Source organism: Providencia sneebia DSM 19967 (genome assembly GCF_000314895.2).
GTDB classification, from domain to species: Bacteria; Pseudomonadota; Gammaproteobacteria; order Enterobacterales; family Enterobacteriaceae; genus Providencia; species Providencia sneebia.
In genome coordinates this window covers 2152869-2178793 of record NZ_CM001773.1, presented here as the reverse complement: position 1 = coordinate 2178793, position 25925 = coordinate 2152869, and the positions used below count along the sequence as shown (strand labels likewise).

Below are 25925 nucleotides of genomic sequence, written 5' to 3'. Positions count from 1 at the left end.
TTATGTTATTTCTGCGTTGCTGAAAACAATTCTCACTTATAGCGCTTTTAGAATTGCATCAACACTTGCTTTAGCATCACCAAACAACATTTGGGTATTTTCTTTAAAGAATAATGGATTTTGTACACCGGCATAACCTGTATTCATTGAACGCTTGAATACAATAACGTTATTAGCTTTCCATACTTCTAAGACTGGCATTCCCGCAATTGGGCTATTTGGATCATCTTGCGCCGCAGGGTTCACCGTATCATTCGCACCAATAACTAAAACAGTATCTGTTTCAGAAAAGTCATCATTGATTTCATCCATCTCTAGTACGACATCATAAGGTACTTTTGCTTCAGCTAACAAAACATTCATATGGCCCGGTAAACGGCCTGCAACTGGGTGAATACCAAAACGCACATTAATACCACGTTCACGTAATTTCGCTGTAATATCATGAACAGGATACTGCGCCTGAGCAACAGCCAATCCATAACCTGGGGTAATGATTACTGATGTTGAGTTCTTCAGTAATTCAGCCACTTCTTCCGCGGTTGTTTCACGATATTCCCCCATCTCTTCTTCTGTTCCTGTAGAGGCACCATCTGTACCAAATCCACCCGCAATAACACTGAAGAATGAACGGTTCATCGCTTTACACATAATGTAAGACAGGATCGCACCGGAAGAACCCACTAAAGCACCAGTAACAATCAGTAAGTCATTGCTTAGCATGAAACCTGCGGCAGCAGCTGCCCAACCTGAATATGAGTTCAGCATTGATACAACAACGGGCATATCTGCACCACCAATTGAAGCAACCAAATGCCAACCAAAAGCAAGCGCAATCACTGTCATAATTAACATCGCGAAAACTTGTAGCCCAACACTTTCTGTCTTCACGAAAATCAGTAATAAAATAAATGAAACAACTAATGCCGCTAAGTTGAGTTTATGCTTGTTTGGCAACATCATCGGTTTTGATGAAATTTTGCCTGACAATTTACCATAAGCAACAATAGAACCCGTGAAGGTTATTGCCCCAATGAAAATACCCAAGAACACTTCTGTTAAATGAATATTTTCCATAACAGCATCGACATGGCCTTCACTCGCAATAAAGCTATTGAAACCAACCAATACCGCAGCCAAACCAACAAAACTGTGTAAAATAGCAACCAATTCTGGCATTTCAGTCATTTCGACCTTTTTCGCCAGACGGATACCAATAACGGCACCAATTACCATTGCAGCAATGATCCAGCCAATGTTTGCGCTATTTGGTCCTAAAATAGTTGCAATTAAAGCAATTGCCATACCCGCAATGCCGTAAGTGTTACCACGTTGAGAACTTTCATGGCGTGATAAACCGGCTAGACTGAAAATAAATAGGATAGCAGCAACAATATAGGCCGCTGTCACAATTCCACTCGACAACATAAGTTACCCCTTATCCTTTACGAAACATTTTAAGCATACGTTGGGTAACCGTGAACCCACCGAAAATATTGATACTTGCAATCAATATCGCTATGAAGGACAAGAAACTCACCCACCCTCCAGACCCAATTTGCAATAATGCGCCAACAACAATAATGCCAGAAATCGCATTAGTGACGGACATTAGCGGTGTATGTAATGCATGAGTCACATTCCAAACAACGTAGTAACCGACAACGCAAGCGAGTGCAAAGACAGTGAAATGCGATAAGAACTCTTTCGGCGCCGAGTTAGCAAACCAGCCAAATAAAATAATTGCCAAGGCCATCAAGCTATATTTAGCCGCTGGTGACATTTTTTTCTTTTCAGGTGCTTTAGGTTTTTCTACAGGTTGCGGTTTCGCCTGAGGTTGAGCAGATACTTGAATTGGCGGCGCTGGCCAAGTGATTTCACCTTCTTTTATCACAGTAACGCCACGAATCACCAGATCATCAAAATTGACGTCGATTTCACCGTTTTTATCTTTACATAACAATTTCATCAAGTTAACAAGGTTTGTACCATATAACTGAGAAGATTGAGTTGGTAAGCGACTTGGTAAATCAGTGTAACCAATGATTTTCACACCATTATCTGTCACAACTAATTTATCAGCTTGAGTTAATTCACAGTTACCTCCCGTTTGGGCGGCTAAATCGACAATGACACTACCCGGCTTCATTGATTCAACCATCTCTTTGGTAATCAATTTAGGTGCTGGTCGACCCGGAATTAATGCGGTTGTAACGATAATATCAACATCTTTAGCTTGAGCTGCGAATAATTCCATTTCAGCTTTAATAAAGGCGTCAGACATGACTTTAGCGTAACCATCTCCGCTACCCGCTTCTTCCTTAAAATCCAGCTCAAGGAATTCAGCCCCCATACTTTGGACTTGCTCTTTAACTTCTGGTCGAGTATCAAATGCGCGAACAATTGCACCTAAACTACCCGCAGCGCCAATAGCAGCTAAGCCTGCCACACCCGCACCAATTATCATCACTTTTGCAGGTGGAACTTTCCCTGCGGCTGTAATCTGCCCAGTAAAAAAGCGTCCAAATTCATGAGCGGCTTCGACAATGGCTCGATAACCTGCAATATTCGCCATTGAACTTAGTGCATCAAGCGATTGAGCACGGGAAATTCGTGGCACTGCATCCATCGCCATCACATTAATATTGCGAGCCTTCAATGCCTCCATTAGCTCTGCATTTTGTGCTGGCCAAATAAAACTGACTAAGGTAGCACCTTCTTTAATAAGAGGAATTTCATCCTCTGATGGAGCATTTACTTTGAAAACAATATCTGATGCAAATGCTGTATCTCGATCAACAATTTCAGCACCAACTTGCTCGTAAGCCGCATTATCAAAACTGGCTAGCTGCCCCGCATCTTTTTCAACACAAACTGTAAAACCGAGCTTAATGAGCTGAGTTACTGTTGAAGGAGTTGCAGCAACACGAGCTTCATTGGCAAATCGTTCTTTAGGTATACCAATACGCATAATGTTCCCTTTATTAAAGCCTAGAAGTAATATAGATATATTCATTGTTCTAAAAACGGACAAGTTTCGATGGAAAAGTCCTATTTTTAGCTAAAACAGTTTTATCTCGTTCTAATAACCTACTGAAAATACGCTTCTTGATCCATAATTGATCTCGATTATTAGACAGTAAATAGGATTCGCAGTGAAAATCTTAGTTTTAGGTCAATAAAACACTGGATAGATAAAAAAATTTAGTAATTATCACTAGTCAATAGTTATTTATGGCCTAGAAAAATAAAATCATGAGACAACATGAATAGTTACGTGTCATAATCTGTTGCATGTGATACAACTAAGATTCAGCACTTTTATAATAAATGCGCAAGTCGGAAGGATTTTGTATGAAGCTGAAAACTACGGCCATCGCAGCCGCGGTGTTATCATTAACAAGTATTACGGCTACACAAGCAGCTGTGGAATTAACGCCCAAGCAGGCACAAGAGTTAACACCTTATGAGCGCATCACAGTAACTGGTCGCTTTAATGCTATTTATGAAGCATCCGATGCTGTCTCTCGTCGAGCTGACAAGGCTGGGGCATATGCCTTTTACATGCAGAGCTTAGATGATGTTGGTGATAGTGGTAACATGCGTGTTGTCGCGGACCTTTACAAAAAAGATGCAAAACCTGTAGATGAACCTAAACGCCGAGTGTTCAATGGCGTTGAAGAAATGACAAAAACTGATGCGGCTCAATATGAACCTTTTGATACGGTTACCGTAAGCGGTTTTTACCCTTCTCAGCCTGATCTTTATGAAGCTATTGCTAAGCAAGCTAAAGAAAAAGGTGGAGCATCATTTTATGTCGTCCGCAATATAGCGGTTAATGACGGTGGTAATACTTTAGCGACAGCTTATATCTACAAAAAAGATGCGCCAAAACGCCAAGTTCAACTTGAAGAAGCGGTGATCCCTGCGGATTCAGAAGCAGGTAAAGCACTTTTAGCTGAAGGTGGTGAAGCAGCGAAAAAAGTGCGTATACCAGGTGTTGCTTCATCAGAAGAACCAACAGCTGCTGTTGGGCGCTTCTTTGAAACATCAAGTAGTGAATCAAGCAAAACTAATGTAACGCTGCCAAATGGTTACGTGATAGAAGAACTTAATAAAGTTGCCGCTGCTCAAATGGTTCCATTTGATTCAATCACTTTCTCTGGTTATTACACCAATACGCCTGAAGTACGTTATCAAATTGCAAAACGTGCTGAAGCAAAAGGTGCAAAATATTTCCACATTACCCGTGAATGGCAATCAAACGGTGGAAGCGTCACCATCAGCGCTGATCTGTTTAAATAACAGATAACTCATCCAAAAAAGCCAGCATCAATTGCTGGCTTTTTTATCGCATTTTTTTAATTTCACATAAATATCTTGAGTAGATCAATTCAAATTTAGGATTGAATAAAAATCTTACCAAACTGCATAACTTTCCATTGCATAAGCCGCCTTTCATTCGTAGAATCCTTTCTCTTTTTAGAGCCAATAGATAAACAATCTATTATTTGAAACTGAAACAGTTAAATTAAGCGGCAGAACTGCCATCTTAACGTTAATTTAACTTTCGATTGCAGAATAATTGGGATATACATTGAAACATACACTTAGCCTCACTGCACTTACCGCCTTAGTCCTAAGTTCCATGGTCGGTGCGGGTGTTTTTAGCCTCCCACAAAACATGGCCGAAATTGCAAGCCCACTCGCGCTGATTATTGGTTGGTCAATAACAGGTATCGGAATTTTGTTTTTAGCCTTTTCACTCCTGTTACTTTCCCGCATTCGGCCTGATCTTGATGGTGGTATTTTCACTTATGCAAAAGAAGGATTTGGCGAATTAGTCGGATTTTGTTCAGCTTGGGGCTATTGGCTATGTGCAGTTGTTGCAAACGTTTCTTATTTAGTCATTGTTTTTGCGGCGATCAGCTTTTTTACCGATACCCCAGATAATGTTATTTTTGGTGATGGTAACACTTGGCAAGCTTTAATTGGTGAATCAATTCTATTGTGGTTTGTTCATTACTTAGTTTTGCGCGGTGTGCAAACTGCGGCGGGGATCAATAAGCTCGCTACAATGGCTAAATTAATCCCATTAGGGCTATTTATTGTTTTAGCTATGTTAGCATTCAAACTCGATATATTTGATGCTGATTTTAGCGGTATTTCTCTTGGTGTCCCTGTTTGGGAGCAAGTTAAAAATACCATGTTGATTACATTATGGGTTTTCATTGGGATAGAAGGTGCGGTTGTTGTCTCAGCTAGAGCGAGAAATAGACGTGATGTTGGCTTAGCCACTGTTTTTGCTGTTAGCGCAGCGTTAATTATTTATATCCTTGTTACCTTACTCTCATTAGGCATCATGCCGCGCGCTGAACTGGCTGAAATTAAAAATCCATCAATGGCACCTTTGATGGTTAATTTAATCAGCTCTAGTGGTGAAATCATTATTGCCGCAGGACTCATTATTTCAGTTTGTGGTGCTTATTTAAGCTGGACAATCATGGCAGCTGAAGTGCCTTACATTGCGGCACAGCATCAATCATTTCCTAAAATTTTCAATAAACTAAATAAAAACGACGCACCTTCCTCTTCTTTATGGTTGACTAATGGTGCAGTTCAATTATCACTTGTGTTAATTTGGTTAAGCGGCAGTAATTATAATACGCTATTAACCATCGCCTCAGAGATGATCCTCGTCCCCTACTTTTTGGTTGGTGCATTTCTCATAAAAGTTGCTTTTGAGCGCCATAACAAACCATTGTTATTAGTAGGACTAATTGCCAGCTTTTATGGATTATGGTTGCTGTATGCTTCAGGGCTGATTAATTTGATGCTTTCAGTCGTTTTATATGCACCGGGTATTTTGGTTTTTTGGTATGCTCGTTCACAGCAATCAAACCAAATGAAGTTAAATTTTGTTGAGAAAATTGCTTCTCTTGCCATTCTTGCTGGTGCAATTCCCGCCATTTACTATCTTATCTAATTTTATATCTGACTAATTGTATTCAGGTCATTACAAGGTTTAACCATAAATAAAATCTTGTAATGACCTCTCTTGTTTGTTCCTTTTTAGCCTTATTTCTATTGTACTGAAGCTGGTGGTTAAGGTATTTTTAAATACACAAACACTAGTATGTTGTAACTAAATTCATCGATTTTAGGCTAAAGCCGGTAAGTATTGGATTTTACTAATTGATAAAGGTTAGCTTTCATTTATTCGAAAGCTAACCTTGTTGGAATGGTTACATTTTTTGAGTAAGACTTTCCATTGTTTGGATAATTCGCTTATCTGAGATTGGATAAGGCGTACCTAATTGTTGTGCAAATAAACTAATCCGTAATTCTTCAATCATCCAGCGGACTTCTTGCACTTCAGGCAATAATTGTTGAATAGGCGTTAATTTAGCCATCCATTGTTGCCACATGTTAGTGACATGCTCAATTTTACTCATCTGAGCTCTATCACGATTTGGATCAACAGATAATTTTTCTAAGCGACGCTCAATCCCAGTTAAATAACGTAATACATCTGGAAGACGTTTCCATGTATGCGCCGTCACAAAACCTTTAAACACTAAATTGGCTAATTGCGCTTTAATGTCAGAAAGTGCCAGTGCCATTGAAAAATCTACCCGCCCTTTCAATCGTTTATTGATAGCAAAAACAGCGGTTAATATCTGCTCAACATGTTTGGCAATTTGCACGACCTCATCATTAAGCTCTGCACGTACGAAATCTTGCAGTTGACTAAAGCCCTTCTCATCCCACACTAACATGCCATGTTTTTCGATAAGTTTATCCACACCACAAGCAATGCAATCATCAATCAGGTCTAATACTTTTCCATAAGGATTAAAATATAAACCTAATTTAGATTTATTCGGCAATTTTTCATGCAAATATTTAATTGGCGAAGGAATATTGAGTAATAATAAACGGCGAATACCACTCCACATTGCCTGCTGTTGTTCAAATTCAGTCTCAAATACCCGAATTCCAACACTGTTTTTCTCATCCACTAATGCTGGGTAAGCTTTGACAGAATAACCACCGCGTTTTTGTTCATAACGCTGAGGTAATTCACCGAAACTCCAAATATGCAAACCACTTTGTTCAATGCCGTCATCAACAACTTCGGATAGCGTCTCTTGGACTTTTTCTTTTAGGCGGCCTTTCAGTTCGTCAAGATCCTGACCTTCAGCAATCGTTTTATTTTTCTCACCTATAACACGAAAAGTCATCTGTAAATGCACAGGCAATTGCGATAATTGCCAAGAATCACGATCAACGGTCACCCCTGTCATCCGGCGCAACTCTTTTTCGAGCCTTTCAAGAATATTGCCATCGGGTGTAGGAACCCGTTCTAAAAATGCAGACGCATAATTTGGTGCGGGCACAAAATTACGGCGGATAGGTTTCGGCAAAGATTTAATCAACGCGATGATTAATTCTTCACGTAATCCCGGAACTTGCCAATCAAAACCCACATTTTGCACCTGATTTAATATCGCCAAAGGAATATGAACCGTTACACCATCAGCATCTGTTCCCGGCTCAAATTGATAGCTTAAGCGGAATTTTAAATCACCTTGATGCCAATAATTGGGATAATCAAGTAATGAAACATTCGCTGCATTTTCCTTAATTAGCATATTTTTTTCAAAATTTAGCAAATCAGGCTGCTGTTTTGATATTTTTTTCCACCAATGATCAAAATGACGCGCTGAAATAACATCATTGGGGATACGTTGATCATAAAATGCAAATAAAGTTTCATCATCAACCAAAATATCTCTGCGACGCGATTTATGTTCTAAGTCTTCAACTTCAGCAAGTAACTTACGATTCTCTCTAAAGAAGGCATGTTTGGTGAGCCAGTCTCCTTCAACCAATGCATGACGAATAAATAATTCACGGCATAATAATGGATCGATTGTTCCGTAGTTGACTTGACGAGCAGCGACAATCGGTAATCCATAAAGCGTTACCTTTTCTGACGCCATTACAGCGCCTTGCGATTTTGACCAATGCGGTTCGCTATAGTGATGTTTAACTAAATGCGCGGCTAAAGGTTCAATCCATTCAGGGTCAATTGCTGCGCCAATTCTGCCCCATAATTTTGAGGTTTCAACTAATTCGGCCACCATCACCCATTTGGGCGGTTTTTTAAACAACCCAGAGCCCGGAAATAACATAAATCGGGCATTTCTCGCGCCGGTAAACTCGGGTTTATCTGCATCTTTTTGCCCAACATGAGAAAGTAAACCCGCCAATAAAGAAACATGAATGCTTCTAAAATCAGCCTCTAAACTGTTAATAGGAATACCCTGTTCTTTAACAACTTGTCTTAATTGGGTATATAAATCTTGCCACTCACGAACACGCAAATAGTTGAGAAAATCTTGGCGACACATTTTTCTAAACTGAGCATTAGAAAGTGCCTTTTGTTGATCTTTGAGATAATCCCATAAATTTAAAAAGGCGAGGAAATCAGATTGTTTATCATGAAAACGACGATGCTTTTCATCAGAAGCTTGCTGTTTATCAAGTGGCCTTTCTCTTGGGTCTTGAATGGATAGCGCTGACACAATCACCATTGCTTCACGAACAGCACCCTGTTTCTTCGCTTCAATCACCATACGGGCAAGTCTTGGATCAACCGGTAATTGAGCTAATTGGCGACCGATATCCGTTAGCAAATAGCCGCGTTCATTCTCTTTATGAGGTTTAATTGCCCCTAACTCTTCAAGCAATTTGACACCATCTTGAATATTCCGTTTGTCTGGTGCTTCAACAAATGGAAATGCGCTGATATCCCCTAAACCAATTGAGGTCATTTGTAGAATAACAGAGGCAAGATTGGTTCTTAATATTTCAGGATCAGTAAACTCTGGCCGTCCCAAAAAATCCTCTTCGGAATAGAGACGGATACAAACTCCATCAGAAACCCGACCACACCGGCCTTTACGCTGATTAGCAGAAGCTTGAGATATTGGTTCAACAGGAAGGCGTTGTACCTTAGTGCGAAAACTATAGCGGCTGATCCGTGCGTAACCTGTATCAATGACATATTTAATACCAGGCACTGTTAAAGATGTTTCAGCCACGTTAGTGGATAAAATAATACGGCGGCCACCATGAGGATGGAAAATACGATTTTGTTCACTATTTGATAAGCGAGCAAACAAGGGCAAAATTTCAGTATGGCGTAATTGTAATTTATTCAAAGCATCCGCAGTGTCACGAATTTCACGTTCACCACTCATGAAAATCAAAATATCGCCTGCACTTTCTTTGCCCAATTCATTGACTGCATCAATAATGCCATCGATTTGGTCGCGATCATTATCATTATCCGCACCAATAATAGGACGATAACGGACTTCTACAGGATAAGTGCGCCCAGAAACTTCAATGATTGGTGCTTGATTAAAATGGCGTGAAAATCGTTCAGGATCAATCGTTGCCGATGTAATAATGACTTTCAGATCAGGGCGTTTGATTAATAATTGGCGTAAATACCCTAAAATAAAATCAATATTCAGGCTGCGTTCATGTGCTTCATCAATAATAATGGTGTCATATTGCAGTAATAATTTATCATTTTGCAATTCTGCCAACAAAATACCATCAGTCATCAGTTTGACTCTGGTATTTTCGCTGACTTGGTCACTAAAACGGACTTTATAACCTACCGTTGTGCCAATTTCACTCTCTAGCTCTTGCGCCAAACGAGCAGCGACAGAACGAGCAGCCAATCGTCTTGGCTGGGTATGTCCAATGAACCCTTTAATTCCACGACCCAACTCTAAACAAATTTTTGGGATCTGGGTTGTTTTACCAGAACCTGTTTCCCCTGCAATAATAACAACTTGATGTTGTTTAATCGCATCATAAATTGCTTGTTTTTTTTGGCTTACAGGTAGATTTTCAGGGTAAATGATTTTGGGTGGATTTAATAACTTATTTGCCACCTTCTGTTTTGCTGTTTCAATATCAGCTTTAATCACATCTAATACCGCAGCTCGCGATTTATCATCACGAATTTTAGCCACTCCGTGCAGGCGTTTTTTTAATAGCCACTGATCACGTAATGAAGTTTGTCCAATATCAGCTTCTAAAGCTGTCAGTATGGATTTCACTTTTTGGATCCTTATTTATATATCTTAGACGACTAACCAATTGAGAATGACAAACTTAATCAGCGTTATAATTGTTCATGTCGTAGTCAATAATTTGATTTGAAAATTGATGCGAATTCTAGCAGTTTTTCGGCTATCTAGCAGTAAAACCAAGTAGTAAGCTTTCAGATTAACTGTAAAAGTAAGGTACTTTCAAATATCCGTTTTTATACTCAATTGTATCAGCTAAACTGTAAACAATTCGCCATGTAGGCAGATGATGAAGTGCATATTAATCATTATGTTGACTTAATATGATATGGACTACTTTTTCTGTAACCATTGACCATTAATACCTCGAACATATTCACCTGAACTTGCTCGTTCAACTAATTTTTGCCCTGCAATTCTAGCAACTTCACGCGTTTGCAGATTATTCTTCTTGGCTATTTCACTGTATTTTAGCTCTCGTTCACGGTTAATATTCGAGACTAATTCTGTGGCAAGTTTATTATCTTCATTAATGACAGCAAGATAGCCTGATAGCGTTTCACCCACTAATCCTTGGTTTTTCGCTTCATCAACCGTTAAAGCAAGTGCAGGAAACACAGTTAATAAACTGAATAACATCACTATTTTGATGAATTGTTTCATTTTGTCTCTACCTTACCAAATAGCTCGCTATTTTCTTTGAGCAAATCTTCAATCTGCCTATCCGCTTTGATCTGAATTTCATGCTCAATTTTGACATTCATATTAATATTAATTGGTTTATCAGGAGTAGCGACTTCTATTTTTAAACACCCCGTTAACATCATTGACATTAACACAAATGCACTTGTTATAAGTAATTTCACTTGTTTCCCTTATTTTTACAGGTTTTTTTCTAACCACTCTTCTAAATTACTGCCGAAACGTAAACTTTTCCATAATTGAAAAATATTCTCTTCATGAGAATAATTAAGATGAACCTCTTGCCTTTTCGTTGCTTGAGAATTAAAGCCTACAATCAACGTTTTCATTGTTAATAATCCTAAATTGGTGATATTAACTTCAGTGCGACTACGCGAAATCTCTAAATATTGGAGCCAACTTATTGCAGAACCCGCGGATATATTATCCTTTTTAATTGACTCTACAAATTGAGTATCAAGGCGTAATGCTAAAGGACCACTATTTTGTACCCAGCCTTTTTTTACGATCCATTCAGGATTAGAGAGATAAAAAGGTAATTCACCATCAACTTTACCTGATGCCGCAAATTGGCTAACTTTAAGAACAGTAAATAACTGGCTCAACTCAACTTGATGAAGGCGGATCGTTGCAGGCTGCTCTTGTGGCCAGCGTAATAAATCTAAGGAAACTTTCCCACCTAATACATTAAAACTCACATTACTGAGTTTTAATGGCTGTTGATTTGTTGGCGGATAAGAACCGTTTAAATCAGCACGAATATCGGTTAATTCAAATAAATTATTGAGTTGTTTAATGCGTAATTCTACCGGTGATTTTTCACCTAAAACCCAAGTACTATTTTGCAATTTCCAAGGTAAAACAAAATTAAGCCCACTGATCTCTCCATCTTTTAACCACAACCCCGTATTTTCAACACGCCAGTGACCACCTGCAATGAATCCTTTTTCAGGATCAATAGAAAATGCGGCTTGAGAAAATAACTTTCCTTCTCGCAACGTGATCCCTAAATCCGCAGGAATTAATGTTTGAAAAGCACTGACGGATTGTTCTGGCCAACGTGCCATACCTCTAAAACGCTCACCATCCCAACGAGTAAAAATAACAATTGGTCCAACTTGTTGTGTGCTTAAATCTGCTTTTAATTGAAAATCAGCGGGTGACTTCCCTGCAATATCAGCATTAATCGTAATTTTGGGTAGGTAACTTGCCGCACCAAATTGCATGCGATTACTGGTTAATTTCACTGAGCCTAAAAATTGCGCTTTATTAATATCTCGTTGCCACATTAACGGTTTGGTCAATACCAACCTCGTGGTATTCATAGATAACAAACCATATTTTATCTGATCAAATCCAGTATCCAAGCTATCTAATGTGATCAGTGTCTCTTGCCAACGTCCTTTACCTTGAATATCCCAATTTGCAGCTAATGACGGTAAATACGCTTCACCCCAATATTTCCAATCCCATGAGCCTTTATCAAATTTAAATTGATCCGCTTGACCATCTAAATGAACGGCAAAATTTCCCCAATATTGCTCTTTGACTTTTAAAATTGCTTGTAATCTGCCTGATACGCCTTCTCTATTTAAAGATGTTCCAGCAAGAGGCAAACGCGCTTCTTGTAACAATAACGTTGGAGAAACTCGCCCATAAGCCCGTAATAATGCGCCTGGTTGAAACATCACTGATGGTGAAATTAATTGACCTGAAATTTTGGTAGGTAAATTAATATCCAATACCATATCGTTATATTTTACTTGCCCATTTAGACCCAATTTAATATCGGCATCTAATACATTAATCTTAGTTGCTGGTAGTGTTAAAACGAGATTCGCTTTGCCCTTCTTAGCTTCAGTAATCGCATTTATGCGGCTACTAATAACCATGTTCGCCATCCCTTCAGGCCAATCTTCCACTTTCAATGAAATACCGCCTTGTATAGGTAAGCTATTTTGTTCCCACCACCAGCGCCCATTTGTAATATTAATAACAGTGGGTTGAACTTCCCAAGGAAGATGCAATATTTCTTGGCCTGTATTGACATCAAAGAGAGATAAATCACCTTGATTTTTCTGCCACTGAAATTTGGCATGTAACGATTTTGAAGGCTGAGTTAGCTGAAAATCTGCAAATAATGCCCCATTTTCAGGTAATTCATTTGTCATTAAGGGCAATATCAGCTGACCATTCAAACTAATTTGCTGTTCTTCATTTGGCAATGTCGCGACAAGACGTTCAATAATTAAATGGCCATCTTCAGTAATATGAGTTGAAATAGCTAATTTATCACCGCGATAGTCTAAAGACAGTGGTGTTTTATCATTACGATATAGCCATAAATTTCCTTGATAACTTTCCCAAGGTGCTAGGATCACTTTATTGATAACGAATGAAAAGGTTGGCAGATTTTGAATAATTTCACTAACAGATATTGCGGAACTTTCATTCTCATTTTGGCTAGTTAAAAACGCTAAACACTGATTATCTTCCTTTAATTCATCAATAACTAAGTGTAATGGAAAAAGTGAAAATCGACTATTTTGTGCATTAATCCATAAACAATTTTCTGCTCTTAGTTGTATACTATCAACAGTAAATTGCTTATTAGTCAATGTTGGTTGGCTAATAGACAATGTCACATTTTCGGGAAGATAAATTTTAGCCACAATGGGAAGCCAGCGAGCCATTGTTAACCATAATATACACATGAGCACAAAAATCGAAGCTGCGCTCAAAAGTAATATTTTTAGTATCCTTTTCATTAAACAACTTCCTTGTTTTTATTGATGCTAAATATGAGAAACAATGTTGTCCCGTTTAATTCAATGACCACTATATTGGCTATTTTCAACGACTATTGACGTTATACTGTAAGGAAAGTCTTATTTTCTATTTTTTTGGTGATTTACAGTAATAATTGTCTTATTCTGACCTGAACCCTTGATAGTTACTTATTTAAACTATCACTTTATTTTTGAGTTTCTAGGTTCCTAATTGTACACGGAGTTACTTAGATGAAAATCGTTTCTTATAGCACTAAACAATATGATCGCAAACATATGAATCAAGTCAATCAAAGATCAGATTTTGACTTTGATATAGAATACTTTGATTTCCCTTTAACAGTACAAACTGCAAAGAATGCGGTTGGTGCTGATGCTGTCTGTATTTTTGTTAATGATGACGCCAGTCGTGAAGTATTAGAAGAACTCGCGGCACTGAATATACATATATTAGCATTACGTTGTGCAGGTTTTAATAATGTTGATTTAAACGCCGCCGAAGAGTTGGGTATCCAAGTTGTTCGTGTACCCGCTTATTCACCTGAAGCCGTGGCTGAACATGCTGTTGGTATGATGCTCTGTTTAAATCGCCGTATTCATCGCGCATATCAAAGAACCCGCGATGCCAATTTTTCATTAGAAGGTTTAACTGGTTTTAATATGCACAATCGTACCGCAGGTATTATTGGCACAGGTAAAATCGGTCTTGCTACACTGCGAATTTTAAAAGGTTTTGGTATGCGTTTATTAGCGCATGATCCTTATCCAAACCAAGCTGTTCTGGATTTAGGTGCGGAATATGTTGATTTAGATACGCTGTATAAAAATTCGGATATTATTTCACTTCATTGTCCACTTACACCGGAAAATTATCATTTATTGGATGAGTCTGCCTTCAATAAAATGAAAAATGGCGTAATGATCATTAACACAAGCCGCGGTGGCCTTATTGATTCTGCCGCTGCAATTAATGCCCTTAAATCTCAAAAAATTGGTGCATTAGGCATGGATGTTTATGAAAATGAACGTGAACTCTTCTTTGAAGACAAATCAAATGATGTTATTCAAGATGATATTTTCCGTCGTCTTTCCTCATGTCATAACGTTTTATTCACAGGGCACCAAGCTTTCTTAACTGATGAAGCACTAACAAGTATTAGTGAAACAACATTAAGTAATATTAGCGAAATAAGCCGTGGTGAATCTTGCCCTAACATCGTTAAAGCCTCATAGATATAGGTATAGTAATAAATGAAGCGGATTATACCTTTAGTACTATTTGGTTGTTTATTAGTCGCTTGTCAAACTCAGAAAGTGAATGCTAGTAATAGCGATAATGTGACTGAACAGCAGTTGCTTCACCATAATTTTATTTTGACGGAAATTGATGGGCGCCCCATTACGGGTAAAACAAGTACACCAACAATTTCTTTTGGTGAAAAAATGTTTATCACGGCCACAATGTGTAACGACTTTTATGGTATGGGCAGAGTTCATAATGCGACTCTTCGTGTCAAACATTTATCAAAAACTGAGTTGGAGTGTGTTGATGAAGATCTCTCTAAATGGGACCCATTAATTAAGCAAATGCTCAGCGATGGCGTAGCTATTTCGTATAATAATAAGAGTTTGGTTCTTTCTCAGGGTAAAAAGAAATTGGTTTATACCCTGCATGATTATATAAATTAGGTTTTAATGACCTAATAATTTATATCATTACAAATACTGCATCCCGAGAAACATATTATTCACTCGGGATGCAAGTGTCATATTGACAGTCTTTGAGTTTATTTAGCTTGATCGAATAACAATTCAACATTCGCAGCTTTAGACATTTTTTCCATATAGTTCAATATGGTGGTGCTAAAGGGTAAATCGGCAACAATAGATAAACTGCGTAGCACAGGGAAAATAATAAAATCATCAATATTGATAATATCCCCGCGTTTTTCTAACCATTCATCTAAAACATCCATATGCGGTTCTAATTCAATAAGAAATGTTTTCGTCTCTTTTAAAGGAATATTAAGGTCACCAAACCGTTTTTCTTCACGTTCAATATACGCTTTTTTCGCTTCAGGCGTTTTAATTTCCGGGAATGATGATTGTGTAAAACGAGGAACAACCAGCTTATAAACTGCGCCAGAAACTTCTTTAAACCATTGGTCAACTTCAGGTGAAATTTCACCCGTCGCAATAGCAGGAGCCGATAATTGATCAACATAATGCACAATATCTAAACTTTCAGGGAGATATTCGCCATTATCTTTTTCTAAAATGGGCAGCATTTTACGACCAATCATTTTAGTTGGTGTTTCTACGTCATTATCCAATAAATAAATATTCTCAACGGGTAGATTTTTTAATCCAAAAATCATTCTGGCACGAACACAAAATGGACAATGGTCATAAAGATATAATTTCATAGCAAGACCCCTTTTAATTTGATTGCATCAAAGTCTTTTCGATTTATCTGGGTGGTTCATAATATGATCTTCCCAAATAATCACATCACTTTCTCTAACAGCAATATGACGCACAGATATTCTTTCTCCATGCATTGCCGCTTTTGATCCCGTTATTAAAGGATGCCACATTGGTAATGTTTTGCCTTCAAGTAATAAACGATAAGCACAAGTATGAGGCAACCAATCAAACGTTTCTAAATTATGGCGATTAAGTTTGATACAATCTTCTTCGTAATCGAAACGATTTTCATAATGTTTACACTGGCAGGTTTTAATATTTAATTGATTACATGCAACGTTAGTGAAATAAATTTCGTCGGTATCTTCATCAATTAATTTATGCAAACAACATTGACCACAACCGTCACACAACGATTCCCACTCATTATCTGTCATTTCATCTAACGTTTTAACCTGCCAAAAAGGCTGAGACATAATACTCATAAATCCTATATTTAGATCACTCGTGTTGTTAACGAATGGTCATTAATCGATAATTTTAACATATCACCAGACACTAATGGCCCGACACCTTCAGGCGTCCCCGTTAAAATAATATCTCCAGGGCGTAAGGTGAAAAAGCGTGACATATAACTAATCAACGGCAAAATTGGCGTGATCATATCACGAGTCGAACCTGACTGACGAACTTCCCCATTGATTTCTAAGGAAAGCTGAGCATTTTGAGGGTCACCAAAGCTATTGACAGGAATAAAACCAGATATTGGGCAAGCACCATCAAACGCTTTACTTTTTTCCCAAGGTTGACCCGCTTTTTTAAATTTCGCCTGTAAATCTCTTAAGGTTAAGTCTAACGCAACCGCAAAACCTGCAATTGATCGAGATACGCGGTCTTCATCTGCATTTTTCAAAGGCATGCCAATAAGCACAGCCAACTCAACTTCGTGATGAACAGAACCAAACTCTTTGGGAATGACAATGGGTTGATTAGCATCACACAATGCTGTTTCTGGTTTAATGAAAATGACGGGTTCTTCAGGATGCGCTGAGCCCATCTCTTTAATATGTTTGGCATAATTGCTACCAACACACACAACCTTATTCACAGGAAAATCCAATAAAGCACCTTGCCAATCGCGATGTTGATACATAGTTGTCACTCCTACTCTCATTATTGTATTTTTTGAGCAATACCATCTGCCATCAGGCAAACACTCAATGCAAAATAATATGAACGATTCCAATGCATTATGGTACGGAAATTATCAGTTACCAGATATGTTCTTCCTTGAGGATCATCAGGAATAACAATCCACGTTTTTACATTCGATGGTAACTTAGCAAATGCAGGTAATTTAACGCCTAATTTTTCCCATTGTGCAACTGTTTTACCTTGTTCAGTTTTCACACCTTCAAGCTGACGATTAAAATCAGCAGGCAAATTAACTTGGTAACCCCAAGGCAATGCAGACTGCCAGCCTTCTGTTGCTAAATAGTTTGCTATAGAAGCAAAAACATCTGCTTTATTGTTCCAAATATCAATTTTACCATCGCCATCACCATCTACCGCGTAAGCAAGGTAAGATGTTGGCATAAATTGACTTTGCCCCATTGCACCAGCCCATGAACCTTTTAGTTGCTGGTCATCCGGAATATAACCTTTATCCATTATCTCTAAAGCGGCAAAAAGTTGTTTGCTAAATAAAGCTTCTCGGCGCCCTTCAAATGAAAGCGTTGCTAATGCTGAGATAACATCTTCTTTTCCTTGTGAACGCCCAAAACCACTCTCTAATCCCCATAATGCAACAATATATTGAGGAGGAACACCCGAGCGTTTACTTACGGCATTTAAAATCGCTTCATTTTCCCAATACTTTTGCGCACCTGCATTAATGCGCGAGGCAGGTAAAACATTTTTTAAGTAACTATCAAGCGTGACTGTTGCCCTTTTTTCGGGCTGTCCCTTGTCCGCTTTAACAACACGCTCAATAAAGTGAATATTGGCAAATCCACGATCAATTGTAGATTGTTTTATGCCTTGCGCTAAAGCATGCTCTTTTAATAATTCAACATATGCTGGAAATTGCGATGGCTCACGTTGGTCAATAGGGAAAGCTTTATCTAAAGCATCAACCTGTTTTTCAATAACCGCCTCTTGTTGAGTTGTTATGACTTTCGGTGAAACACTTTCAGAATGCTTAGCAGCGCAACTCACTAAAAATGCACTACCGATTAGGGTAAATAATAAAGTTTTCTTCATTTGATCACTTTTGTCGGTTAAAAGACCTATCAGTTTTTTCTTAATTTTTTATTCGTCGAAATTATTCACGATATTCCGCTAATAAATCTTCAACTGGTGGTGGAAATTGCAGATAGTAACCCACCTCAGCTAAATCAGTTTTGACCTTTTCGATATCCGCATTTGCCAGTTTATCGCGGTTTGACAGGGATAACATCATTGCAAATTGCGGCGTACCAAATTGTTTCAGTAGTTCTTCAGGGACTCGAGAAAAATCATCTTTTTTCTCAATATAAAGATATGTTTGATCACGATTAGGACTACGATATATTGCACAAATCATTATATTTAACTCTTTTTATAGCGCATTGGCTTGCTTGAAGAATACAGTAACTATAACATGCTATTGTTTTACAGAATATCGCCACCCGAAGTTTGTTTCGGATATTTTAATTTGCTGAGCCGGATAGATGTCACAGTCGCCAATAGAACTCAAAGGTAGTAGCTTTACACTTTCTGTTCTTCACTTACATAGTGAAGAACCTAAACTCATTAAAAAAGCACTACAGGATAAAGTCAGCCAAGCTCCTGACTTTTTTAAAAATGCACCTATCGTTATTAACGTTGCTTCTCTTACGGAACAAGCTGATTTATATAGCATTAATAAAGCAATAGTTTCCGTAGACCTTAGAGTTGTCGGGGTAAGTGGTTGCACTGACCCGCAATTACGCAAAAAAGTCAGTGATTCTGGTTTACCTATTCTCAGTGAAGGGAAAAGCCAAAAAGCTGCCGAAATTCAGCCTGAAGCGACACACGTTGCCGAAACACCGCCTGATCCTGAATTCCATCACCGTAAAACGCGAATTATTAATACGCCTGTTCGTTCAGGACAACGGATTTATGCACCAAATAGTGATCTCGTCGTGGCAAGTAATGTTAGCGCAGGTGCAGAATTATTAGCAGATGGTAATATTCATATCTATGGCGTGATGCGAGGCCGAGCCTTAGCGGGCGCTTCCGGCGATATTGAAAGTCAAATTTATTGTATTCATTTACAAGCTGAACTGGTGTCAATTGCAGGTGAATATTGGTTGAGTGATCAGATACCTTCTGAATATCTCGGCAAAGCAACGAAACTTCGTCTCGTTGATAACAAATTAAATATTGAGAACTTATTTTAGACCTTATTTACAAGGAATTATTCATGGCACGCATAATTGTTGTTACATCGGGTAAAGGTGGTGTTGGTAAAACCACTTCAAGCGCGGCCATAGCTACAGGCCTAGCACAACGAGGGAAAAAAACAGTCGTTATCGATTTTGATATCGGCCTACGTAACCTCGATCTGATTATGGGATGTGAACGCCGCGTAGTGTATGACTTCGTTAATGTCATCCAAGGTGATGCGACACTTAATCAAGCACTAATCAAAGATAAACGTACAGAAAATCTCTTTATCTTACCTGCATCACAGACACGCGACAAAGATGCTTTAACGCGAGAAGGTGTTGAGAAAATCTTAGATGAACTCAGTAATGAGCTAGCATTTGATTTTATTGTTTGTGATTCACCTGCTGGTATTGAAAGCGGAGCGTTAATGGCTCTCTACTTTGCCGATGAAGCGATTATTACCACCAACCCAGAAGTTTCCTCTGTTCGTGACTCTGACCGCATTTTAGGCATTCTTGCTTCAAAATCACGCCGTGCTGAGCAAGGGTTAGAGCCTATTAAAGAACATTTACTACTCACTCGTTATAATCCAGGTCGAGTGACTCGTGGTGATATGCTTAGTATGGAAGATGTCTTGGAAATTTTATGTATTCCTTTAATTGGTGTCATTCCAGAAGATCAATCTGTTTTACGTTCATCTAACCAAGGTGAACCTGTTATTTTAGATGCCGATTCAGATGCAGGGCAAGCATATAGCGACTGTGTTGAGCGTATTCTAGGTGAAGATCGCCCTATCCGATTTATAGAAGAAGAGAAGAAAGGCTTCTTAAAACGCCTATTTGGGGGGTAAATAATGGCTTTATTGGATTTCTTCCTGTCGAGAAAAAAGCCGACAGCAAATATCGCAAAGGAGCGATTACAAATCATTGTTGCTGAACGTCGTCGTGGTGATAGTGAACCTCCCTATCTTGCGGATATGAAACGTGACATTTTACAAGTCATTTGCAAATATGTTCAAGTTGACCCAGAAATGCTTTCCGTGCAATTTGAACAAAAAGATGATGATATTTCAGTACTTGAGCTTAACGTAACATTGCCAGAAGGTGATGACGCTAAAACGCCATAAAAATAGAGACTGAAAAAAGCCGTTGTTTTATCATGTCAAATAACGGCTTAATATATCTTTATTATTTATCGCGTATACGCCGCATAGTGACTTATCATATTGCTATTTATTGCTTAGTATGTAGTTACATTGTATTAAGCTATGCGCTCAAAAATAAAAAAATAGGTTATATCAGCATGCTTTGGATTTATTCAATTAATCCCACAAGCACACTGTATTTTAGACACAACAGCTTAAATTATCTTTGAGATAAAAACTAAAAAGGCTCCTAGTGATAATCATTAGGGGCCTTACCTCATTTGCAAAATGGTTAATTAGACAGAGCCTAACAACTAAGTCAACTAATCCGCTTGAGCAAGTAGTTCTGTAATTGTTTTGGCAAGTAAACGTCCTCTCCAGCCATCCAATAATTCAGGTTGACCAGTTACGGACTTTATTCCCCAATGTACAGACAATAATTGGTTTATTTGGCGTCTGGATGCTAGAAGCTCTACATTGAATTTTTCGAGCTCTGCTATTTCTTTAACGGCTGTTTTAATTTCTTTAAATAAACTTTTATATTGAGCTTGTTCATTAAGGTTAGAAACCGCTTTAGGATACTCACTTTCATCCATCTGTTGCGCTTTTTCAACTATGCTTAATAAGCGCCGACCATGGCAACGTATTTCTTGCCCTGTTAGCCCCAATGCATCAAGTTCAGCTAAAGAACTTGGCATAAAACGAGCAACTTTCCACAAATGCTCTTCTTTTACAACAAAGTTAATTGCCATATCACGCGCTTTAGCTTGATTTAACCGCCATTCAGCAAGCATTTGCAAACACGCTAATTGTTCATCTTTTAATTGACAAGCATTGGTAATATTTCGATACGCCTTTGCAGGATCAATGACTTTTTGTCTGCGTGCAACCGTTCGTAAACACTCTTCTTTCGCATCAGTAAGATAGCCTGCATCTTCGACTTTTTGCATCAAAATTTTAGCTAATGGCAACAAATAGAATACGTCGGCAGCAGCATATTCACACTGTTTATCACTTAAGGGGCGAGCGCGCCAATCAGTACGAGATTCACTTTTATCCAATTCAATTTCAAGATGTTCCGAGACTAAAGAAGCAAAACCACAAGAAATTGGATAGCCTAAAAAAGCCGCAATAACTTGCGTATCAATCATGGGGTCTGGAACACAACCGAAATCATGCAAAAAGACTTCAAGATCTTCACTACCTGCGTGTAAAAACTTTATCTGATGTTGATTAGACAACAACGTTTTAAACGGTGAAAAATCCGTAATAGTTAAAGGATCAATCAGAGAAACTTGTTTTCCATCATAAAGTTGTAGCAAACCTAATTGTGGATAGAAAGTTCTGGTACGGATGAATTCGGTATCCAATGCTAACCATTCGGCTTCACTTGCCTGCTGGCATACTTGTACTAACTCGCTATCAGTTGTAACTAAACGATAATTCAAAACACATTTCTCTTTTTTATATTTTTATTACAGTAACACTGGAAAAATCCAGTGTTACTCATCAAGGTTATTAGACTATGAATAGATTAGGCCAATGATTTATTTTGCCGCATTTTCTCTTCGTCACGCAAATCTTTACGCAATATTTTACCAACATTTGATTTTGGTAATTCATCACGAAATTCGAAAATTTTCGGAACCTTATAGGCAGTTAAAGAACGTCGACAGAAAGCTTTCAAATCATCTGAAGTTAAATTGGCATTTTTAGAGATCACAAAAACTTTAACGGCCTCTCCGGTGCTTTCACTCGGTATGCCAATTGCTGCACATTCAACGACATCAGGATGAGCCGCAATCACATCTTCAACTTCATTAGGATAAACATTAAAACCAGAGACAATAATCATGTCTTTTTTGCGGTCAACAATCCGGATATAACCTTCTTCATTAATTTCAGCAATATCCCCAGTTGCTAGCCAACCATCATGAATGGCTTCAGCGGTTGAATCAGGTCGATTCCAATAACCTTTCATCACTTGTGGGCCTTTTACCCACATTTCGCCTGGCTCACCAATAGCCACTTCTTGGCCTTCGTCGTTTAAAAACTTCACATCCGTTGAAGGTACTGGTAGGCCGATATTACCACTATACTCCGTCAGATTATATGGATTTCCTGTGACAAGCGGTGAACACTCTGTCAGGCCATATCCTTCTAATAAGTGCTTTCCTGTCAGCTTTTGCCACTTCTCTGCAACGGATTTTTGCACTGGCATTCCACCACCAACTGATAATCTTAAATTAGAAAAATCAAGCTTATGGAATTCATCATTATGCAGCCATGCATTAAATAATGTATTGACCCCAGTGATTGCGGTGATGGGATAACGCGCTAATTCTTTAACGGTACCAGGTACATCTCTAGGGTTGGTTATGAGTAAATTCACCCCGCCCACATTGATGAACAGCAAACAGTTCACCATTAATGCAAAAACGTGATAAAGCGGCAATGCAGTTACCACAAACTCTTCGCCAAATTTTAATGCTGGCCCATAAGCGGATCTTGCTTGCTCTAGATTAGCCAACATATTGCGATGAGTTAACATGGCACCTTTCGCAACTCCAGTCGTACCACCGGTATATTGGAGGAATGCTAAATCATCACCCGCAATATTAGGTTTAACATATTGCATACGATAACCATAATGCATTGCACGGCGAAACGAGATGGCATCAGGAAGATTGTATTTTGGTACTAAGCGCTTCACATATTTAACAATGAAATCAACTAATGTCGCTTTAGGTCGCGGCAGCTGATCTCCCATTCTAGTTAAAATAACATGTTTAACTTTTGTATTAAAAACAACCTTTTCTAAGGTATGGGCAAAGTTTGAAACAATAACGATTGCAGCCGCACCACTGTCATTTAACTGGTGCTCAAGCTCTCTTGGTGTATAAAGTGGATTGACGTTAACGGCAACCATCCCTGCACGCAATATGCCGAATAATGCAATAGGGTATTGCAGAAGATTTGGCATCATTAATGCGACGCGATCCCCTTTTTTTAATCCTAAACCATTTTGTAAATAAGCAGCAAATGCGCGGCTCCTTTCCTCTAGTTTTCGGTATGTCATTACCGCACCCATATTAATGAATGCAGGTTGATCGGCATATTGAGAAACCGAATTTTCTAGCAGCTCAGCCAAAGAGGCAAATCGGTCAGGATCGATCTCTTCCGGGACATCTGTAGGATAATTTTTTAGCCAGATTTTTTCCAAAGTATGACTCCTGAATTTAGTATAGCAATATAACCGACACACTCCTTTAACAAAATATTAACTCAGCGTACCAGTTTGGAAAATAACCAATGCTAAGGTTGAGAGGTCTATCACTAAATAAATTTCATTCCTTCGAAACAAAAATAGGCGGTCAATTCCGCCTACGGTATTTTTTAGTTAGTTTCCCAGAATTAAATCTGGTGTACATCCATTATATGGCAAGTTAAAACCAATTTGACATATTTAGAATGCGCCGAGAATTATACACACTTTCCCTGAAATTGAGGAGAATTTCGCAAAATAAGAATAGAAGAACGGGCTGACTTGGCTATTTAGAAATGTAAAGTCATCTCTAAATTACGTCATTATCAGGTTGGAACTAAAATATAGGATATTTAATCACGCAATAACAAGACAGGATTTAATTATAGAAGAAATAACTTGGCGTCAATATCAATAAATAAAGATAAAAAGAGGACGTTAAATTACGTCCTCTTAAAATCAGTATTATTCAGTTAAATAAGTTTGAACGGGCGCAACTCCACCTGGGTAACCATAACCATATCCGTACCCATAGCCCCAAGGATGATTATAGAAGTATGGGTCACCATAATAACCACCATAGCCCCAAGGCCCTACTGGCGGCATAATAACACTTTGAGCCATATTCCAACGTTGATAACCCGTTACATTAAGCGTCACATAGTTATATGCAATTTCACCAATCTTACCTGCTTTCACGCCAGTGATTTTGCCTACCACAGTGATATAACGACCTTTGAAATCAGCTGGATCAAGGAAACCATTCGCATAAGCATAAATACGACCTTCTGATGCAGTATTTAATTCAGGAGCTGCATCATATTTGTTCAGTGGCATAACAGCAATTTCCAAACGCGTTCTGCTTGGCTCGTTAAATACAGAGATCACTTTTCCACCAAAACGGCCTTCTTGCCCAACATACATTTCAGGTGCATTTTGAACCGATGCTAGATTAACCGCTGGGTTAGGCGATGAACCTTGAATAGATGACGGTATCGATACGCAACCCGTTAATGCTAGTACGCCTGCAAATAAAACTATTTTAAGTGCAGAGCGGTAATTAAGTTTCTTTTCCATTCACCACCTCCGTTTAGCTTTATTATAAATTCAGTCGACTAAGATTAAAATGATTCTTATCTACAATAACACGATATGTACAATCTAACTTACCGGAAACTATAAATAATCATAAATAGAGCATCTAAATAACAATCCTATTTACTGAGTTAGTGACAGATAATCTACTTTAATTTTATAACAACTTACTGACATTTCCCAACCGACTCAGAATAAATATGATAGAAGCCGGATTAACGGCCCGGCAGTTTTTTCCATGTCACTTCATTACGCAAATAAGTCGGCTCAACATCTTCAACAGCTTGCACTTTTCCTACTAGCCATAACTGTTCTGCAATTGGCAGCATATCTTGCGCAGCTGGCAATTCTACTGTGCTATCAACTAAAGTGAGATTTTCCCCTAATTGCGGATAAGCTTGCCATCCAGTTCCAGCAAAACTCCACTGCCCCGTTAAATCAGCAATCTTTTGTTGGAAAATATCTGGGCTCATAACCGCTTCAGTTTCTTCACCAAGCCACAGGCTATTTTCTGTTCGTTGATATTGTGCACAATAAATTTCAGACATTCTCGCATCTATTGCAACCAAGACATTTTCTTGTCCCTGCAAGCGATAAGCCCCTTCTGCTAAAGCCATCAAAGATGAGATACCAATCATAGGTAAGTTGGCACCTAGTGCTAAACCTTGCGCAATCCCAACACCAATTCGCACGCCAGTGAAGCTCCCCGGTCCTCGCCCAAATGCTAATGCATCTAGCTGATTCAGTTTAATCCCCGCCTCGGATAAAACATCTTCAACCATAGGTAAAACTTTTTGGGTATGCTCACGAGGTGAGATTGCAAAACGAGAAATAATTTCTCCATCACATAACAGTGCGACAGAACATGCTTCTGTTGCTGTATCAACAGCAAGGATACGACTCGACATGCCATAACTCCGGCAAATGATTAAATTGACGCTACCATGCTCGCGCACAGCAACCTGTAATTGGGTTTA

Annotated in this window: 22 protein-coding genes; 7 read left to right on the top strand and 15 right to left on the bottom strand. The window is 38.6% G+C overall.

The genetic code is table 11. From position 1 onward, the window contains the following. Positions 1 to 36: 36 nt before the first annotated feature. Positions 37 to 1425 (bottom strand): Re/Si-specific NAD(P)(+) transhydrogenase subunit beta, encoded by a 1389-nt coding sequence (gene pntB / locus OO7_RS09060; RefSeq protein WP_008915650.1) that lies wholly within the window; start codon positions 1423 to 1425, stop codon positions 37 to 39. Between the two features lie 13 nt (positions 1426 to 1438). Next, positions 1439 to 2971, bottom strand: coding sequence for a Re/Si-specific NAD(P)(+) transhydrogenase subunit alpha (gene pntA, locus OO7_RS09055; RefSeq protein WP_008915649.1), 1533 nt, complete (start codon positions 2969 to 2971; stop codon positions 1439 to 1441). A gap of 383 nt (positions 2972 to 3354) precedes the next feature. Here pntA and ydgH point away from each other — a divergent pair, with 383 nt between their 5' ends. Together ydgH and OO7_RS09045 are read left to right on the top strand one after the other, a co-directional pair. Then, entirely contained in the window at positions 3355 to 4305 is a 951-nt protein-coding gene (gene ydgH, locus OO7_RS09050; RefSeq protein ID WP_008915648.1) for a DUF1471 family protein YdgH, read from the top strand. Positions 4306 to 4648: 343 nt separating this feature from the next. After that, positions 4649 to 5986, top strand: a complete 1338-nt coding sequence (locus tag OO7_RS09045; protein WP_419177247.1) for a basic amino acid/polyamine antiporter — start codon at positions 4649 to 4651, stop codon at positions 5984 to 5986. 259 nt (positions 5987 to 6245) lie between these two features. Here the strand turns inward: OO7_RS09045 and hrpA are convergent, their stop codons facing one another. From hrpA to OO7_RS09025, 4 genes are all read right to left on the bottom strand, one after another. Beyond that, positions 6246 to 10145, bottom strand: coding sequence for an ATP-dependent RNA helicase HrpA (hrpA, locus tag OO7_RS09040; protein ID WP_008915646.1), 3900 nt, complete (start codon positions 10143 to 10145; stop codon positions 6246 to 6248). Positions 10146 to 10448: 303 nt separating this feature from the next. Continuing rightward, entirely contained in the window at positions 10449 to 10778 is a 330-nt protein-coding gene (locus OO7_RS09035; RefSeq protein ID WP_008915645.1) for a YdbL family probable chaperone protein, read from the bottom strand. After that, positions 10775 to 10948, bottom strand: a complete 174-nt coding sequence (locus OO7_RS09030; RefSeq protein WP_071524196.1) for a YnbE family lipoprotein — start codon at positions 10946 to 10948, stop codon at positions 10775 to 10777. Before OO7_RS09030 ends, OO7_RS09035 begins: the two co-directional genes overlap by 4 nt. A 48-nt stretch (positions 10949 to 10996) precedes the next feature. Beyond that, a complete protein-coding gene (locus OO7_RS09025; protein ID WP_008915643.1) occupies positions 10997 to 13585 on the bottom strand; it encodes a YdbH family protein in 2589 nt (862 codons plus the stop codon). A gap of 252 nt (positions 13586 to 13837) precedes the next feature. Between OO7_RS09025 and OO7_RS09020 the strand changes: the two genes are divergently transcribed. Then, complete coding sequence (locus tag OO7_RS09020) at positions 13838 to 14839, top strand: 2-hydroxyacid dehydrogenase (protein WP_008915642.1); 1002 nt, start codon at positions 13838 to 13840, stop codon at positions 14837 to 14839. An 18-nt stretch (positions 14840 to 14857) separates the two neighbouring features. After that, complete coding sequence (locus OO7_RS09015; RefSeq protein ID WP_008915641.1) at positions 14858 to 15295, top strand: META domain-containing protein; 438 nt, start codon at positions 14858 to 14860, stop codon at positions 15293 to 15295. Between the two features lie 98 nt (positions 15296 to 15393). Here the strand turns inward: OO7_RS09015 and grxB are convergent, their stop codons facing one another. From grxB to OO7_RS08990, 5 genes are all read right to left on the bottom strand, one after another. Further along, positions 15394 to 16032 (bottom strand): glutaredoxin 2, encoded by a 639-nt coding sequence (gene grxB, locus OO7_RS09010; protein ID WP_008915640.1) that lies wholly within the window; start codon positions 16030 to 16032, stop codon positions 15394 to 15396. Positions 16033 to 16059: 27 nt separating this feature from the next. Next, positions 16060 to 16512: a YcgN family cysteine cluster protein gene (locus tag OO7_RS09005; RefSeq protein ID WP_156823170.1), complete on the bottom strand. Its 453-nt coding sequence runs from the start codon at positions 16510 to 16512 to the stop codon at positions 16060 to 16062. A gap of 17 nt (positions 16513 to 16529) precedes the next feature. After that, positions 16530 to 17186: a fumarylacetoacetate hydrolase family protein gene (locus OO7_RS09000; protein ID WP_008915638.1), complete on the bottom strand. Its 657-nt coding sequence runs from the start codon at positions 17184 to 17186 to the stop codon at positions 16530 to 16532. 20 nt (positions 17187 to 17206) lie between these two features. Next, entirely contained in the window at positions 17207 to 18295 is a 1089-nt protein-coding gene (locus OO7_RS08995; RefSeq protein WP_008915637.1) for a lytic murein transglycosylase, read from the bottom strand. A gap of 61 nt (positions 18296 to 18356) precedes the next feature. Further along, positions 18357 to 18617 (bottom strand): YcgL domain-containing protein, encoded by a 261-nt coding sequence (locus OO7_RS08990; protein WP_008915636.1) that lies wholly within the window; start codon positions 18615 to 18617, stop codon positions 18357 to 18359. A gap of 127 nt (positions 18618 to 18744) precedes the next feature. Between OO7_RS08990 and minC the strand changes: the two genes are divergently transcribed. The 3 genes from minC to minE are packed head-to-tail and all read left to right on the top strand — an operon-like array spanning position 18745 to position 20570. Beyond that, on the top strand, positions 18745 to 19455 hold the full coding sequence (gene minC / locus OO7_RS08985) for a septum site-determining protein MinC (RefSeq protein ID WP_008915635.1): 711 nt from the start codon (positions 18745 to 18747) through the stop codon (positions 19453 to 19455). A gap of 23 nt (positions 19456 to 19478) precedes the next feature. Further along, positions 19479 to 20294, top strand: coding sequence for a septum site-determining protein MinD (gene minD / locus OO7_RS08980; protein WP_008915634.1), 816 nt, complete (start codon positions 19479 to 19481; stop codon positions 20292 to 20294). Positions 20295 to 20297: 3 nt separating this feature from the next. After that, positions 20298 to 20570: a cell division topological specificity factor MinE gene (minE, locus tag OO7_RS08975; RefSeq protein WP_008915633.1), complete on the top strand. Its 273-nt coding sequence runs from the start codon at positions 20298 to 20300 to the stop codon at positions 20568 to 20570. Positions 20571 to 20911: 341 nt separating this feature from the next. Here minE and rnd read toward each other — a convergent pair whose 3' ends face one another. The 4 genes from rnd to tsaB form a co-directional block, all read right to left on the bottom strand. Continuing rightward, on the bottom strand, positions 20912 to 22036 hold the full coding sequence (gene rnd / locus OO7_RS08970) for a ribonuclease D (protein WP_008915632.1): 1125 nt from the start codon (positions 22034 to 22036) through the stop codon (positions 20912 to 20914). Between the two features lie 86 nt (positions 22037 to 22122). Further along, the gene (gene fadD, locus OO7_RS08965; protein ID WP_008915631.1) at positions 22123 to 23811 is read right to left on the bottom strand and encodes a long-chain-fatty-acid--CoA ligase FadD; all 1689 of its coding nucleotides are present in this window, start codon (positions 23809 to 23811) and stop codon (positions 22123 to 22125) included. A gap of 507 nt (positions 23812 to 24318) precedes the next feature. Then, positions 24319 to 24930, bottom strand: a complete 612-nt coding sequence (locus OO7_RS08960; protein ID WP_008915630.1) for a Slp family lipoprotein — start codon at positions 24928 to 24930, stop codon at positions 24319 to 24321. Between the two features lie 233 nt (positions 24931 to 25163). Further along, positions 25164 to 25856: a tRNA (adenosine(37)-N6)-threonylcarbamoyltransferase complex dimerization subunit type 1 TsaB gene (gene tsaB, locus OO7_RS08955; protein WP_008915629.1), complete on the bottom strand. Its 693-nt coding sequence runs from the start codon at positions 25854 to 25856 to the stop codon at positions 25164 to 25166. Between the last annotated feature and the right edge of the window lie 69 nt (positions 25857 to 25925).

Bases quoted from the DNA above. Each gene is read 5' to 3' on its own strand.
- pntA (WP_008915649.1), bottom strand. From the start codon at position 2,971: ATGCGTATTGGTATACCTAAAGAACGATTTGCCAATGAAGCTCGTGTT.
- ydgH (WP_008915648.1), top strand. From the start codon at position 3,355: ATGAAGCTGAAAACTACGGCCATCGCAGCCGCGGTGTTATCATTAACA.
- OO7_RS09045 (WP_419177247.1), top strand. From the start codon at position 4,649: ATGGTCGGTGCGGGTGTTTTTAGCCTCCCACAAAACATGGCCGAAATT.
- OO7_RS09035 (WP_008915645.1), bottom strand. From the start codon at position 10,778: ATGAAACAATTCATCAAAATAGTGATGTTATTCAGTTTATTAACTGTG.
- OO7_RS09030 (WP_071524196.1), bottom strand. From the start codon at position 10,948: ATGTCAATGATGTTAACGGGGTGTTTAAAAATAGAAGTCGCTACTCCT.
- OO7_RS09025 (WP_008915643.1), bottom strand. From the start codon at position 13,585: ATGAAAAGGATACTAAAAATATTACTTTTGAGCGCAGCTTCGATTTTT.
- OO7_RS09020 (WP_008915642.1), top strand. From the start codon at position 13,838: ATGAAAATCGTTTCTTATAGCACTAAACAATATGATCGCAAACATATG.
- OO7_RS09015 (WP_008915641.1), top strand. From the start codon at position 14,858: ATGAAGCGGATTATACCTTTAGTACTATTTGGTTGTTTATTAGTCGCT.
- grxB (WP_008915640.1), bottom strand. From the start codon at position 16,032: ATGAAATTATATCTTTATGACCATTGTCCATTTTGTGTTCGTGCCAGA.
- OO7_RS09000 (WP_008915638.1), bottom strand. From the start codon at position 17,186: ATGTATCAACATCGCGATTGGCAAGGTGCTTTATTGGATTTTCCTGTG.
- OO7_RS08995 (WP_008915637.1), bottom strand. From the start codon at position 18,295: ATGAAGAAAACTTTATTATTTACCCTAATCGGTAGTGCATTTTTAGTG.
- OO7_RS08990 (WP_008915636.1), bottom strand. From the start codon at position 18,617: ATGATTTGTGCAATATATCGTAGTCCTAATCGTGATCAAACATATCTT.
- minC (WP_008915635.1), top strand. From the start codon at position 18,745: ATGTCACAGTCGCCAATAGAACTCAAAGGTAGTAGCTTTACACTTTCT.
- minD (WP_008915634.1), top strand. From the start codon at position 19,479: ATGGCACGCATAATTGTTGTTACATCGGGTAAAGGTGGTGTTGGTAAA.
- minE (WP_008915633.1), top strand. From the start codon at position 20,298: ATGGCTTTATTGGATTTCTTCCTGTCGAGAAAAAAGCCGACAGCAAAT.
- OO7_RS08960 (WP_008915630.1), bottom strand. From the start codon at position 24,930: ATGGAAAAGAAACTTAATTACCGCTCTGCACTTAAAATAGTTTTATTT.
- tsaB (WP_008915629.1), bottom strand. From the start codon at position 25,856: ATGTCGAGTCGTATCCTTGCTGTTGATACAGCAACAGAAGCATGTTCT.